At 68.5% G+C, this 13,872-nt stretch carries 13 protein-coding genes and 1 pseudogene; 6 read left to right on the forward strand and 8 right to left on the reverse strand.

All coding sequences use genetic code 11. The features are described 5' to 3' along the window. Positions 1-80 precede the first annotated feature (80 nt). Positions 81-722 (forward strand): helix-turn-helix domain-containing protein, encoded by a 642-nt coding sequence (locus VGP60_RS15930; protein WP_327548778.1) that lies wholly within the window; start codon positions 81-83, stop codon positions 720-722. Here the strand turns inward: VGP60_RS15930 and VGP60_RS15935 are convergent. From VGP60_RS15935 to VGP60_RS15955, 5 genes are all read right to left on the reverse strand, one after another. Further along, the gene (locus VGP60_RS15935; RefSeq protein WP_327548779.1) at positions 719-1,600 is read right to left on the reverse strand and encodes a Ku protein; all 882 of its coding nucleotides are present in this window, start codon (positions 1,598-1,600) and stop codon (positions 719-721) included. The two genes, VGP60_RS15930 and VGP60_RS15935, sit on opposite strands and share 4 nt — an antisense overlap. Positions 1,601-1,661: 61 nt before the next feature. After that, positions 1,662-2,045, reverse strand: a complete 384-nt coding sequence (locus tag VGP60_RS15940; protein ID WP_327548780.1) for a hypothetical protein — start codon at positions 2,043-2,045, stop codon at positions 1,662-1,664. A 156-nt stretch (positions 2,046-2,201) separates the two neighbouring features. Beyond that, on the reverse strand, positions 2,202-4,526 hold the full coding sequence (locus VGP60_RS15945; protein WP_327548781.1) for a [protein-PII] uridylyltransferase: 2,325 nt from the start codon (positions 4,524-4,526) through the stop codon (positions 2,202-2,204). A 12-nt stretch (positions 4,527-4,538) separates the two neighbouring features. Continuing rightward, positions 4,539-4,877 (reverse strand): P-II family nitrogen regulator, encoded by a 339-nt coding sequence (locus VGP60_RS15950; protein WP_327548782.1) that lies wholly within the window; start codon positions 4,875-4,877, stop codon positions 4,539-4,541. Continuing rightward, entirely contained in the window at positions 4,874-6,259 is a 1,386-nt protein-coding gene (locus tag VGP60_RS15955; RefSeq protein ID WP_327548783.1) for an ammonium transporter, read from the reverse strand. Before VGP60_RS15955 ends, VGP60_RS15950 begins: the two co-directional genes overlap by 4 nt. 171 nt (positions 6,260-6,430) lie before the next feature. Here VGP60_RS15955 and VGP60_RS15960 point away from each other — a divergent pair, with 171 nt between their 5' ends. Both VGP60_RS15960 and VGP60_RS15965 read left to right on the forward strand, forming a co-directional pair. Further along, positions 6,431-7,294, forward strand: a complete 864-nt coding sequence (locus VGP60_RS15960; protein ID WP_327548793.1) for a putative RNA methyltransferase — start codon at positions 6,431-6,433, stop codon at positions 7,292-7,294. Next, entirely contained in the window at positions 7,291-7,911 is a 621-nt protein-coding gene (locus tag VGP60_RS15965) for a (2Fe-2S)-binding protein (protein WP_327548784.1), read from the forward strand. Before VGP60_RS15960 ends, VGP60_RS15965 begins: the two co-directional genes overlap by 4 nt. Positions 7,912-7,915: 4 nt before the next feature. On the opposite strand, the pseudogene VGP60_RS15970 reads toward VGP60_RS15965, so the two are convergent. After that, positions 7,916-8,559: pseudogene (locus VGP60_RS15970) on the reverse strand (DUF2306 domain-containing protein). A 194-nt stretch (positions 8,560-8,753) separates the two neighbouring features. On the opposite strand from VGP60_RS15970, the gene VGP60_RS15975 reads away from it, so the two are divergent. From VGP60_RS15975 to VGP60_RS15985, 3 genes are read left to right on the forward strand one after another with little or no spacing between them, the layout of a single operon-like run. Then, positions 8,754-9,551 (forward strand): TetR/AcrR family transcriptional regulator, encoded by a 798-nt coding sequence (locus VGP60_RS15975; RefSeq protein ID WP_327548785.1) that lies wholly within the window; start codon positions 8,754-8,756, stop codon positions 9,549-9,551. A 57-nt stretch (positions 9,552-9,608) separates the two neighbouring features. Next, on the forward strand, positions 9,609-10,898 hold the full coding sequence (locus VGP60_RS15980) for an O-acetylhomoserine aminocarboxypropyltransferase/cysteine synthase family protein (RefSeq protein WP_327548786.1): 1,290 nt from the start codon (positions 9,609-9,611) through the stop codon (positions 10,896-10,898). After that, positions 10,895-11,371 carry a CoA-binding protein gene (locus VGP60_RS15985; RefSeq protein ID WP_327548787.1) on the forward strand — a complete coding sequence of 159 codons (477 nt, stop codon included), beginning with the start codon at positions 10,895-10,897 and terminating at the stop codon, positions 11,369-11,371. Before VGP60_RS15980 ends, VGP60_RS15985 begins: the two co-directional genes overlap by 4 nt. Before the next feature lie 78 nt (positions 11,372-11,449). On the opposite strand, the gene alc is transcribed toward VGP60_RS15985, so the two are convergent. Both alc and allB read right to left on the reverse strand, forming a co-directional pair. Continuing rightward, the gene (gene alc / locus VGP60_RS15990) at positions 11,450-12,487 is read right to left on the reverse strand and encodes an allantoicase (RefSeq protein WP_327548788.1); all 1,038 of its coding nucleotides are present in this window, start codon (positions 12,485-12,487) and stop codon (positions 11,450-11,452) included. A 2-nt stretch (positions 12,488-12,489) separates the two neighbouring features. Beyond that, on the reverse strand, positions 12,490-13,818 hold the full coding sequence (gene allB, locus VGP60_RS15995) for an allantoinase AllB (RefSeq protein WP_327548789.1): 1,329 nt from the start codon (positions 13,816-13,818) through the stop codon (positions 12,490-12,492). Positions 13,819-13,872 lie beyond the last annotated feature (54 nt).

The following is a 13,872-nucleotide window of genomic DNA, read 5'->3' on the forward strand; positions in this document are numbered from 1 at the left end:
ATAAGTGGGTAGGGTTATCCACTTATTCGAAGCTAGCACGTAAACGGAGAGGGCTGCCCACTTGAGCTAAAGTGAGAGACATGACCGTTGAACCGTCTCGGATGCTGCGTGCCGACGCGGAGCAGAACCGCGCCCGGATCCTCGAAGTCGCCCGCGAGACGTTCGCGGAACTCGGGCTCGACGTGTCGATGGCCGAGATCGCCCGGCGCACCGGCGTCGGCACGGCGACCCTCTACCGCCGCTTCCCCACCAAGGAGGCGCTGGTCACCGACGTCTTCGCCGACCGGATCTCGGCCTGCGTGGCCACGATCGACGACGCCGTGGCCGATCCCGATCCGTGGCGCGGGTTCTGCGGGTTCCTCGAGAAGATCTGCGCTCTGCAGGCCAGCGACAAGGGGTTCACCGAAGCGTTCGTCGCCGCGTTCCCCGGCGCGCTCGACTACGCGGACAAACGCGAGCGGGTCGAGCCGGAATTCACCGAGCTGACCGCGCGCGCGAAGGCCGCGGGCAAGCTCCGCGCCGATTTCGCGTTCGGTGATCTGGCCATGTTGTTCATGGCGAACTGCGGCATCATCGCGGCGAACACCGCGCACGCGGAAGCCGCGTCACGGCGTTTCGTGGCCTACATGATCCAGTCGTTCCGGGCGGAGAACGCCGAGCCGCTGCCTCCCGCGACGCCGTTCGAACTGCCGAATTTTTGGGATAGTTCCAGCCCTGGCTAGTTCTGGGTTTTGGCCTTGCTGCGCGTTTTGTTCGCGGCCTTCTTCGCCGTCGATCCGGCTCTGGAAGCTTTACGTGCGGCCGTTTTCGCCTTGCTCACCGCGGATTGCGCCGGCGCTGATTCGTCGACCCGGTTCTGCAACGCGGCCAGCAGCGCAGTGACGCCCTCAGCCTGCAAGGCCGCCGTCGGCTGGATGATCTGGTTGCCGTCGACCTTGGCCTGGATGAGTTCCTCGAGCGCTTCGCGGTAGTGATCGGAGAACTGTTTCGGCTGGAAGTCCCCGGCCAGCTGCTGGATCATCGTCACCGCGGTGCTCAGCTCACCAGGCCGGATGTCGACGTCCTCGTGCTGGAACGGGAAGTCGGGCGTGCGGATCTCGTCGGGCCACATCATCGTCTCGAGCATCAGGACCTGATCACGCACGCGCAGCACGCCGAGGGTTTCCCGCTGGCGCAACGCGATCTTGACGACCGCGACCCGCCCGGACTGCTGCAGCGCCTCACTGAACAGGACGTACGGCTTGGTGCCGCCGGGTTCCGGCTCGAGGTAGTAGCTCTTCGCGAAGTAGATGGGATCGATCTGGTCCATCGGGGCGAACCCGCGGACGTCGATGGACTGGGCCGTCGGCAACGGCAAGCTCGCCAGGTCTTCCTCGGTGACCATCACGACGTCGCCACCGGGCATCTGGTAGCCCTTCACGATCTCCGTGGACGGGACTTCGGCGCCGTCGAGTTCGCAGACACGCAGGTACTTGACCCGGCCGCCGTCGGAGTGGTGCAACTGGCGCAAACCGATGCCGTGCTCTTCTGTCGCGCTGTAGGCCTTCACCGGGATCCCGAACGCCCCGAAGCCGATGGTGCCTTTCCAAACCGTGCGCATGGCCATCTGACTACCTCCCGCAGAGCTTTCCAGCGTAGAAGCACCTACAGACGCCGGACAGCTACAAACGGGTGTTTCGGGCGGTTGATTCGCACATACTTTCGATTGCGGGGCCGGATTCCGCGATGGCGTCGGCCGAATAGCCCACCGCGTTGGCCGCCGCTTGGAGTACTTCGGAGATGACTTCGAGCTCGATGGCCGGCGTCGCGGCGAGCGCGCCCGTGGCCTGCCCGGCTTCCACTCGCCCGGCCAGACCCGCGAGAGCGGCGGCGACAGAGCGCTGCGCGGCCAGGAGGTTCTGGACGACGTCGGCGAACTCGTCGGCGCTGCCCAGCGGGACGTCCGCACCTGCGCTGACGGCCAGCTCGGCCGCGCACACGGCGAGATGCGAAGCGACGACCGTGGCCGGCAGTACGGACGGGATCGGCTCGTGCCCCAGCACCACCCGGTCACCGCCCTCCGGCTCACCCCTGATGATCCGGGAGCCATGTTTGGAAGGGACATAGTGCCATCGCCGTCCGCCGCCTCCGACGCGACACCCCGAAGACGCCGAAAATGCTGAAGGGACCCTCCGCGCGGAGGGTCCCTTCAGCAGCTCTTCTCAAGACGCGGCGGCGAGCACCGCTTCCGTGACCTTGTCGCGCCAGGCCTGGTCAAGCTTGCCCGAGCGCGGCTCCACGGCGAACGAGTCGACGACGGCGTCACCGAGGGTGGCCACCTTCGCCCAGCGGACCTCGACGTCGCAGCGGCGCAGCGCACCGGCGATCCGGAACAGCAGGCCGATCCGGTCGCTGGCGCGGAGTTCGAGCACGACCGTCTCCGACCCGCTCGTCTCGTCGTCGAACCAGAGCACCCTCGGTTCGGCCGACGCGACATGCGGCGAGGCGGCGTAATCCCGCTCCTTCTCGGCAAGACGCTGGGTGAGCGGCAGCGTTCCGGCGACGGCCCGGGCGAACTGCTCCCGGAGCAACCCGGTGTCCGGCAGTGAACCGAACCGCGGTGACGCCGTGAAGACGCCCGCGCGGCCACCGTCGTACGCCCGCATCATCGCCGAGTGCACCTCGAGCGAATGCAACGCGAGCACTCCGGCCGCGGGCGCGAGCAGCTCGCTACGAGCGGGCACGGCGAGCACCACGGTCGCCACCTTGCCCTCGGAGCTGATCGACACTTCGCCCCGGCCGGACCCGACCGCCGCCGAAACCAGCGCGCGCTGCTCGGAGTTCAACTGCTCGGGCGCGGTGAAACCCTTGCCGTGCATCGCTTCGGCGCAGCGCGACACCAGTTCCGAAAGCAGGTGTCCCTTCCAGTCCGTCCACACGCCCGGACCGGTCGCCAGCGAATCGGAGATGGTCAGGGCGTGCAGCAGTTCGAGCAGCACGCTGTTGTCGTCCAGTGTCTTCGCAACCCGCGTCACGGTGGCCGGGTCGCTGATGTCGCGCCTGGTCGCGGTGTGCGGCAACAGCAAATGATGCCGCACCATCTCCGAGATCAGGTTGACGTCGCCGGCGGACAGTCCGATCCTGGCCGCGACCTGAGCCGAGATGGCCGCACCCAGCACCGAGTGATCCGCTTCCCGGCCCTTGCCGATGTCGTGCAGCAAGGCACCGAGCAGCAGCAGATCCGGTCGCGAGACCGTGGTAGTCAGCTTCGACGCCTCGACGCACGCGCGCACGAGATGCCTGTCGACGGTCCACGAGTGCACCGGCGAACGCGGCGGGAGATCCCGCACCGAACCCCACTCCGGGAACAGCCGGGCCCACAGACCCGTGCGGTCCAAGGCTTCCACCGCGTCGACGAGCCCTTCGCCCGCGCCGAGCAGTTCGGTCAGCGCGTTGCGCGCGTCCGGCGGCCACGGCGTCCGCAACTCCGGTGCGGAGTCGGCGAGCGTCCGGAGCGTGCCGTACGCGATGGGCTTGCCCGATTTCGCCGAAGCCGCCGCGACCCGGAGCAGCAACGCCGGATCCTTGGCGGGAACGGCGTCACGGGCCAGCGAGACTTCGTTTCCGTGCAGCACAACGCCTTCGTCCAGCGGTGTGCGTACCGGCCGCCTGCCGAACCGCGATTTCGGGGTGTCGGCGGCGTTCTTGCCCGCCCGCAGCGCGACGTCGACCGCGTAGGCGACCGAACGTCCGGCGCTGGAAAGCTTGCGGGCCAAGGTGAACCTGTCACCAAAGCCCAGTTCGGCCGCGACGAGGTCGGCCTCGGCGGCGCCGAGGATGTCCCTGTCGCGGCGGAGTTCCCGGCGCATCTCGGTGCGGACATCGAGCAGAAGCTCTTTCGCCGCAAGGAGTTCTTCACCTGGACGGTCGGTCAGCTGCGCGGCCGCCAGCGCTTCGAGCACGCCGACGTCCCGCAGCCCGCCCCGGCCGTACTTCAGATCCGGCTCCGCGGACTGCGCGACTTCCCCGCTGCGGCGCCATCTGTCGCGCACCGCGTCGGCGAGTTCCGGCAGGTTCTTCCTGGCCGTCCGCCGCCACTGATCCCGGGCGGCGGCGGCCAGCCTGGCCGTCAGTTCCGTGTCCCCGGCGAGGTGCCGGGCGTCGAGCAGGCCGATCGCGGTCCGCAGGTCTTCGGAAGCGACCTTGATCGCCTCGCCCGGCGTGCGGACCGAATGGTCGAGGCCGACGCGCGCGTCCCAAAGCGGGTACCACAGCGCGTCGGCCACCTTCCCGACCTCAGGATTTCCGTTGTGCACCAGGACAAGGTCCAGGTCCGAGAACGGAACCAGTTCGCGACGGCCAAGGCCGCCGACGGCGACCAGCGCGACACCCGGATTCGCGGTGTCGACGCCGGCCGCCGTGGCGCCCCTGCTCAGCCAAAATTCGTAAAGATCGACCAGTGCCGCGCGAAGAGCCGCGGCACCGAGCCTCCCGTGTCGACCTTCGAGCAACCTTTCGGTTGCCTTGACCAGTTCCCCCGCTTCCACTACGCCGCCCGGTTACAGCGCGTCCGAGCCACGCTCGCCCGTGCGCACTCGGATCACGGTCTCGACCGAGGTCACCCACAGCTTGCCATCACCGATCTTGCCGGTGTGCGCGGCGGTGACGATCGCCTCGATGACCTTCTCCACGTTGATGTCGTCGGTGACGACCTCGACCCGAGTCTTGGCGACGAAGTCCACGGAGTACTCGGCACCCCGGTAGACCTCGGTGTGGCCCTTCTGCCTGCCGTAGCCCTGCACCTCGCTGACCGTCATCCCGAGGACGCCGAGCTGCTCGAGAGCAGTGCGGATGTCGTCCAAGGTGAACGGCTTGACGATCGCCGTGATCAGCTTCATGCCTTGCTCCCCTCGAGGTTCGCGGTGGCGCCGGACTTGACCGGGATGGTGGCCGGGGCACCGCCGCCGCCACCCGTACCGGTGAAGTCGTACGCGCTTTCCGCGTGCTGTGCTTCATCGATACCACTGACTTCGTCCTCCACGCTGACGCGGAAGCCGCCGAGCTTCTTGATCACCCAGCCGATGATGAAGGTCAGCACGAACGAGTAGACCAGGACGGCACCGGCCGCGACGGCCTGCTTGCCGAGCTGGGTGACGCCGCCGCCGTAGAACAGGCCGTCGGCGCCGAGCGAGTTCACGCTGACGGTGCCGAAGAAGCCGATCAGCAGCGTGCCGACGAGACCACCGACGAGGTGGACGCCGACGACGTCGAGCGAGTCGTCGAAGCCGAAGCGGTACTTCAGGCTCACCGCGAGCGCACAGAGCGCACCGGCGATGAGGCCGATGGCGATACCGCCGAGCGGGCTGACGTACCCGGCCGCCGGGGTGATCGCGACCAGACCGGCGACCGCGCCGGAAGCCGCGCCGAGTGTCGTCGGCTTGCCGAACTTGAGCTGCTCGATGATCAGCCAGCCGAGCACCGCCGCCGCCGTGGCGACCGTGGTGTTGGTGAACGCGACGGCCGCGAGGTCGTTGGCCGCCAGCGCCGAACCGGCGTTGAAGCCGTACCAGCCGAACCACAGCAGGCTGGCGCCGAGAAGCACGAACGGCACGCTGTGCGGACGTCCGGTGTCCTTCGGCCAGCCCCGGCGCTTGCCGAGGACGATCGCCAGCGCCAGGCCCGCGGCACCGGCGTTGATGTGGACCGCGGTACCACCGGCGAAGTCGAGCGCCTTCAGGTTGTTCGCGATCCAGCCACCGACAGCGTCGGCGCCGACGAAACCGTTGAACGAGAACACCCAGTGCGCGACCGGGAAGTACACGATGGTGACCCACACGGCGACGAACAGGGTCCAGCCCCAGAACTTCGCGCGGTCCGCGATGGCACCGGAGATGAGCGCCGGGGTGATGATGGCGAACATCAGCTGGAACATGACGAAGGCGAGCAGCGGGATACCGTCAGCACCGGGCCAGGCCACCTCGGGTGAGGTGTCCGTCGCGGCGGTGACGAAGCCGGCGAGCTTACCGACGGTGTTGGAAAGCCCGGCCATGTCGAAGTTACCGACGAAGCCCCCGAAAGCGTCGTCACCGAACGCCATCGTGAAGCCGTACAAAGTCCAGAGCACGCCGACTACGGCGAGCGCGATGAAGTTCATCATCAACATGTTCAGGACGCTCTTCACGCGGACCATGCCGCCATAGAAGAACGCCAGTCCTGGTGTCATGAGCATGACCAGCGCCGCGCTGGCCAAAACCCATGCTGTGTCTCCTGCGTTCAGCACATTGTCCTCCCGTGCCATGAATTACTGACGCGCAGTTTTCGGCGGCGGTGTTTCACGGGGAGGCATCGAAGGTTTCGCCGAGGTGAACTGTCCGTCTTGAGTTGTTACGTCCACGTTTCCCGAGACCGTGCTGAGATGTCCGTTGAGGAAACCTCGTGGTCGAATAGCGACATGACGGCGACCGACCACGGCAAGCACTCACCGCCACCAGCGGTCCTCGGCGCCCTGCGCTGTTCACTGTGTGACAACCCGGTCGCTCTAGTGGATCACACGCTGCGTTGCGAAAGCGGTCACTCTTTCGACGTAGCGCGGCAGGGATACGTGAACCTTTTGCATGCGCGAATCCCCGCCGGGACGGCCGACACCACCGACATGGTCGCCGCCCGCGTGGCCTTCCTCGAAGCCGGTCATTACGCGCCACTCGCGGACGCTGTGGCCGAGTCCGTGGCGGGAAGCGAAGGCCTCATCGTCGACGCGGGCGCGGGGACCGGTTACTACCTGGCCCGGGCGCTCGACGCCGCGCCGGACGCGGTGGGGCTGGCGCTCGATGTCTCCGCTGTCGCGTTGAAGCGCGCCGCACGAGCACATCCGCGGCTGGGCGCGGCGGTCTGGAATCTCTGGGAAGCTTGGCCCGTGGCTTCGGATTCCGCTTCGGTGATCCTCAACGTGTTCGCGCCGCGCAACGGGCCCGAGTTCCACCGGGTGCTGACCGGCGACGGCGTGCTCGTCGTCGCCGCGCCCAATCCGGGACATCTCGGCGAACTCGCGTCGCTGGTGGACATGCTGACCGTCGACGACCGCAAGGAAGAACGTCTCGACGCGACCTTGTCGGAGTTCTTCAAGCTGGACGGGCGCGAGGACTGCACCCGCAAGGTGACGCTTTCGCCGTCGGAGATCCGCGAGGTGATCCGGATGGGCCCGAGCGCGCACCATTTGCATCGCGAGGGACGGCTGGAGCAGCTCGAGCGGATCAGCGAGCCGGTGGACGTGACGACGTCGTTCACCGTTTCGGTGTACCGGCCGGTGCCGCGATGATCGTCCCGGCGACCCGGCTGACCGACCTCCCATGGGTGCGGTCGCGGATCGGCGGCGCTTCGAAGCTGTACGGCCGCGCACGGCCCGAGGTGCTCGGGACGATCTGGTGGTACTCGCTGTCTTCAGTGCTCGTCGCTCCGGCGCTGGAATCACTGGTCGCGACCGGCATCGCGCTGGACCCGGCGCTGGACGCGATCTCGCTCGACCTCGTCCCGGACGGACGGTTCGCGGGTGCACGGTCGTCGCGGGTGCTGGAAGGTGAGCTCGGGCCCTCGCTGGGGAAGGCGCTGGAGCCGGTGATCGCGACCGTCGCCGAAGCCGCCGGGGCGCGGACGCGGGCGTTGGGCGCGATCGCGGCGGACTCGATCAGCAACCGGCTGCTGTGGGCCGGGTCCGCTGCCGGTGACGTCGACAGTGCGCTGGCGCTGGCCGCGCCGATCATCGCTTCCACCGGGCTCGGGCTGCCCAAGCCGCGGTTCTTGGAAGTCAACGGCAACGCGGTGGTGCGACGGTCGTCGTGCTGCCTGATCTACGAGGCGAACAGCGGCAAGTGCACGAGCTGCCCGCGTCAGACCCCCGCCGAACGGGACCGCCGCCTCCGCGGAGCGTTGGGCTAGGGACTCACCCGGCGGCCGGACCGCGGGCACCAGGTCGGCGGGCCCCGGGTTTGCGGCGTTCCAGCAGCCAGTCCGTGAGCAGCAGCAAGAGCAGGGGACTGAGCCAGACCCCGATGCTCGCGGCGCTGAACGTCATCAGTTCTTCGCTGCCGCCGAAGGTAGTGTCCACCTGAGGGGTGAGCACGATCGTGGCGACCACGTTGATCACCCGGCTCAAGACGATCGACATGGCGAGCGCGAAACTACGGGACATCCACCGGCGGTGCTCACCGAAGCGGCGCTGGCGGGCCATCCGCAGCCCGATGATCGTGACCGTGAGCCACAGTGCCGAGCCCACGAGGTTGGCCACCCGCACGGAGGGGCCGGCCGCGGCGTGCCAGCCGATGTACAGCCCCAGCAGCCCGGCGGGCAGCGCTCCGGCGAAGACGTAGATCCGGCCGGTGATCCGGTGATCCGGTGGCGCGCGCGGAACGCGGGCCAGATCTGGAAGCAGGCGGTGACCATCGCGACCGTGCCGAACAGGACGCGTGCCACGAGCAACGGGTAGTACAAGTCGTTGCCCGGCGGCGGCGCCAGCCGGGAATTGTCCGGGTCGAAGGTCAGGTAGGGCGGCACCGAGAAGGCCAGGAAAGCCGCGGCCACCAGCATCAGCGGCGCGATCCAGGGGCGGCGCCACCAGGGTTGCGCGGGCTGGGGCGAAGCCGGGGCGGGTGCGTTCGCCGGTTTTGTCGTCGAGGTCATAACGAGCCGTTCGCGATGGAAATAACTATGTACCACATACATATGTACGTATGACATACATAGTTTTAGGATGGTCACGACAACCAAGGACGGGATGGCGGATGACGACACGCGACGGCAAGGGCCCGGATCTGGAGCGCAGCCTCACGCTGCTGTGGGCGGGACGGGCCCGGGGCCGGCGCGGACCGCGTGCCCAGCTCACCGCGGAGCGGATCGCGGACGCCGCGATCCGGATCGCGGACGCCGACGGCCTGGAAGCGCTGTCGATGCAGCGGATCGCCGCCGATCTCGGCTACTCGACGATGTCGATCTACAACCACATCCCGAGCAAGGACCTGCTCCTGGAGGTGGTGGCGGACGTCGCGGCCGGGAAGCCACCAGAACTCGGCGGTACGGAAGACTTCCGCCGCGCGGTCCGGCACTGGGTCGGCACATTGTGGGCCGGCTTCCAGACCCACCCCTGGCTCCTGCGCATCCCGCTCGACCACACCCCCGTCGGCCCCAACCAGCTCGCCTGGCTCGACCGCCTGCTGCAACCCCTGCTGAAGGCCGGATTGGCGGCAGGCGAAGCACGGGCCGCGGCATTGCACCTCACCGCGGTCGTGCGTGGCACCGCGCAGATCAGCGTGGACATGGGGAGCGCGCGCAGGAGCGACGACGGGCGACCGCGCAACGAAGCCGAACTGGCAAAGGCGCTGTCCGAGCTCATCGACCCGCACGACTACCCGGCGTTGGCCGCCGTCCACGCCGCCGAAGCCGCCGGCAACCATCTCGGAGACGAGCAGGCCGGAGGGGAAACCGGCGGGGAAACACTGCCTGCCGAACTCAGCTTCGGAGTAGACCGCTTCCTGGACGGCATCGAGACCTGGACAGCGGCGAAGACTCGCGGTGGCGGTTGACCCAGCCGGCGGGAGGGATGGCCGCGAGCGACCTCCGTGGGTAGCGTGGGCGGTAATATGAGCGAGCGCACCTGGGGCTTCCGCACCCGTGCCCTGCATGCGGGTGGCACACCCGACCAGGCCACCGGCGCACGGGCCGTCCCCATCTACCAGACCAGCAGTTTCGTCTTCGAGGACGCGGCCGACGCGGCGAACCTCTTCGCGCTGCAGAAGTACGGCAACATCTACAGCCGTATCGGCAACCCGACGGTCGCCGCGTTCGAGGAGCGCCTGGCGAGCCTCGAGGGTGGCATCGGCGGGGTCGCGACGAGCAGTGGCCAGGCGGCGGAGTTCCTGACGTTCACCGCGCTCGCCGAGGCCGGTGAGCACATCGTCGCGGCCGGCGGCCTGTACGGCGGGACGATCACGCAGCTCGACGGGACGTTGCGGCGCTTCGGCGTCAGCACGACGTTCATCTCCGGCGACTCGCTGGACGACTACGCGGCGGCGATCACCGATAAGACGCGGCTCATCTACACCGAGATCATCGGCAATCCCGGCGGCACGATCGCGGACCTCGAAGGCCTCGCGGAGCTGGCTCACGCGCACAACCTGCCGCTGGTCGTCGACGCCACGCTCGCGACGCCGTACCTCTGCCGCCCGATCGAGCACGGCGCCGACATCGTGCTGCACTCGGCGACGAAGTTCCTCGGCGGGCACGGCACCACGCTCGGCGGGATCGTGGTCGAGAGCGGGAAGTTCAACTGGGGCAACGGGAAATTCCCCCGGATGACCGAGGTCGTCGAGAGCTACGGCGGCCTCAAGTACTGGGAGAACTTCGGCGAGTACGCGTTCTGCACGCGGCTGCGCGCCGAGCAGCTGCGCGACATCGGCGCGGTGCTTTCGCCCCATTCGGCGTTCCTGCTGCTGCAGGGTGTCGAGACGCTGCCGCAGCGGATGGACGCGCATGTCGCGAACGCGCAGGCCGTCGCCGAGTACCTGCAGGCGGATCCGCGGGTGGACTGGGTCAACTACGCGGGCCTGCCCGGGCACCCGCATCACGAGCGCGCTCGCCGGTATCTGCCCGCCGGGCCGGGCGCGGTGTTCGCGTTCGGGGTCAAGGGCGGGCGTGCGGCGGGCGAGACGTTCGTCAACTCCGTCGAGTTGCTCTCCCACCTGGCCAACGTCGGCGACGCGCGGTCGCTGGTGATCCACCCGGCTTCGACAACGCATCAGCAGCTGACGGACGAGCAGCTGCTCGCGGGCGGGGTCGGGCCCGATCTGATCCGGCTGTCCGTCGGGCTGGAAGACCTCGACGACATCCTGTGGGACCTCGATCAGGCGCTGGACAAGGCGGTGGCGCGGTGACGCTCGAAGTCGGTGCGCGCGAGCGGCTGCGGATCCTGTCGCGGACGGAGTCGGTGACGATCGTCGGCGCGTCGAACAACCCGGCGCGGCCGAGCTACTTCGTCGCGACCTACCTCCTGTCGTCGAGCAAGTACCGGGTCAACTTCGTCAACCCGCGGCTCGACGAGCTGCTCGGGCAGCCGGTGTATCCGACGCTCGCGGACGTGCCCGGCGGCGTGGACCTGGTGAGCGTCTTCCGCAAACACGACGACCTGCCGGGCGTGGCCGAAGAGGTCATCGCGGCGGGCGCACGGACGCTGTGGCTGCAGCTCGGGCTCTGGCACGAGCCTGTCGCCAAGCTCGCGGGCGACGCCGGGCTGGACGTCGTGATGAACCGGTGCGTCAAGATCGAGCACGCGCGGTTCGCCGGTGGGCTCCACCTGGCGGGTTTCAACACCGGCGTCATCTCGTCCCGGCGGCAGTCCAAGCCCTGACCGCCCCACAAACGCTATGAACGGACCTTTCCTTGCACGAGACGCAAGGAAAGGTCCGTTCATGGCACCTGCCGGGGGCTACGAGGTGGTGGAGTCGTAGCGCGAGGTGAGGGTCTTCTGGCCCAACGCCGTCAGCGCGCCGAAGAGGCGCAGGCGAGCGAGACCGCCGTCAGGGAAGATGTCCAGCCGGACGTCGGTCACCTCACGGTCGCCCGCGAGCACGAACCGGTGCCGGGTGTCGGGCTGCAGCCGGGTGCGCGGGAGCAGCTCGAACCAGGCGTTCGGATCGTCCACAGTGGACGTGTTCGCGTCGCATCCGCGCAGCGAAGCCCAACCGGGCGCGTTTCCCTTGAGATTGCTGGTATCCACGTCGGCGAACCGGATGACGCCGGCGCCCGCGAGCCGCACGGTGGCCCAGTCGTTGCCGTCGTCGCGGCGGCGCGAGGTTTCCCAGCCTTCGGCCTGGTGCGCGGCGAGTCCGGGGGCGAACATGTTGTTCGGCGACGAGTAGAACATGTTGCTGCAGCCGGTGCAGAGCGCGCCGTTCTCCAGCGCCGCGAGGTCCAGCGCGCCGAGGTCGAGCAGCTTCGGATCGGGTACGGACTCGCCGTGGACGCGCAGCCGCGCGATACCGCCGTCCGGGTGCATGCTGACCCGGACATGCGTGAACCGGCGCTCTTCGGCGATCGGGATGAAGTTCTGCGTGTCACCGGCGATCGGCGCGCGCGGCGCGATCATCTCCCAGTCCATTTCGGACAGTTCGGCCGCGCTTGGGTAGCCCTCTACCGCGCAAGCTTCGAGCGAGACGAACGGCGGGAAGTTCCCCTTGAAGAACGCGGTGTCCACGACCACGCCCGAAATCACCCCGGGCAGGCCGAGCCGCACGATCGCCTGGTCGCTGCCGGCGTCACGACGACGCCGGGTCTCCCAGCCGTCGTAGACCTGCCCCCTGGGGCCGAACGTTTCCGCCCGATGCGCGGGGGCCCACGTGTTGACGAGGTTCTCCTTCTCGGCGAACAGCTCGTCGGTGGCCCACATCACTGTCCCGCCGAACAGCCGCGAAGCCAGATCCGGCTGGGAAGTCCACTCAGGACGGTCACTCACAGATTCCTCCACACCTAGCAATTGCCCCGGCTGAGCAGCTCGCCGAACGGCCGCTCACCGGTGATTTCCTTACCCCGCAACCACGTGCTCCGCACCACGCCGGACAGTTCCCGGCCGTGGTACGCGCTGATCGGGTTGCGGTGACGCAGCTTCGCCACGTCCACCACGAAAGTCTCTTCCGGCGCGAGCACGCAGAAGTCGGCGTCGTAGCCCACTTCGATGTGTCCCTTGCGCCGCATCCCGGCCTGCGCGGCCGGGCGTTCCGCCATCCAGCGTACGACGTCGGCGACGGCGAACCCGCGTGCCCGTGCCTGCGTCCACACCGCGGGCAGCCCGAGCTGCAGGCTCGCGATGCCGCCCCACGCCTCGCCGAAGTCGCCGATGTCGAAGCGTTTCAGCTCCGGCGTGCACGGCGAATGGTCGCTGACGACGAAGTCGATCACGCCGTCGGCGAGCCCTTGCCAGAGCAGTTCCCGGTTCTCCGCCTCGCGGATCGGCGGGCAGCACTTGAACTGCGTCGCGCCGTCGCCGATCTCCTCCGCGGTGAAACTCAGGTAGTGCGGGCAGGTCTCGACGCTCAGCGCGACCCCGTCCCGCTTGGCCTCGGCGATCATGGGCAGCGCGTCCGACGACGAAAGGTGCAGCACGTGCACCCGCGCGCCGGTTTTCCTGGCCAGCTCGATGACCCTGGCGATCGCGACGTTCTCCGCCCCGCGCGGACGCGAGTGCAGGAAGTCGTCGTAGTGCGTGCCATGGGCGTCCGGCGCGTGCTCGATCTCGTCGGAGTCCTCGGCGTGGACGATCATCATCCCGCCGAAGTCCTTCAGCACCAGCAAATCCTCTTCGAGCTCCCGCGAACCGAGCGGCGGGAACTCGTCGACCCCCGAGTGCAGCAGGAAGCACTTGAAGCCGAAAACCCCGGCTTCGTGCAGCGGCCGCAGGTCGCCGGTGTTGCCCGGGATCGCCCCGCCCCAGAATCCGACGTCGACGTGCACCTTGCCCTCGGCCGTCTTGCGCTTGACCTCCAGCGCGGCGACGTCGACCGTCGGCGGCAGGCTGTTGAGCGGCATGTCGATGACGGTCGTGACTCCCCCGGCCGCGGCCGCGCGGGTGGCCGTCTCGAAGCCCTCCCACTCGGTGCGTCCCGGGTCGTTGATGTGCACGTGGGTGTCCACGAGTCCGGGCATCAGCACGACGTCTGTCCCCAGCTCGATCACCCTGTCGGCGGTCAGTGGCGAGTCGAGTGGTTCCACCGCCACGATGCGGCCGTCACGGACGCCGACACTCGCCGCAGCCTCGCCACGGGCGGTGACCACACGCTGGGCCCTGAAGACTAGGTCCACGCAGGGACTCCTTCCACGCTCGGCCGGTTTGGGGCACGCCAGCGGGGTGGGGGG

The organism is Amycolatopsis sp. (assembly GCF_036008905.1).
Classification (GTDB): Bacteria; Actinomycetota; Actinomycetes; order Mycobacteriales; family Pseudonocardiaceae; genus Amycolatopsis.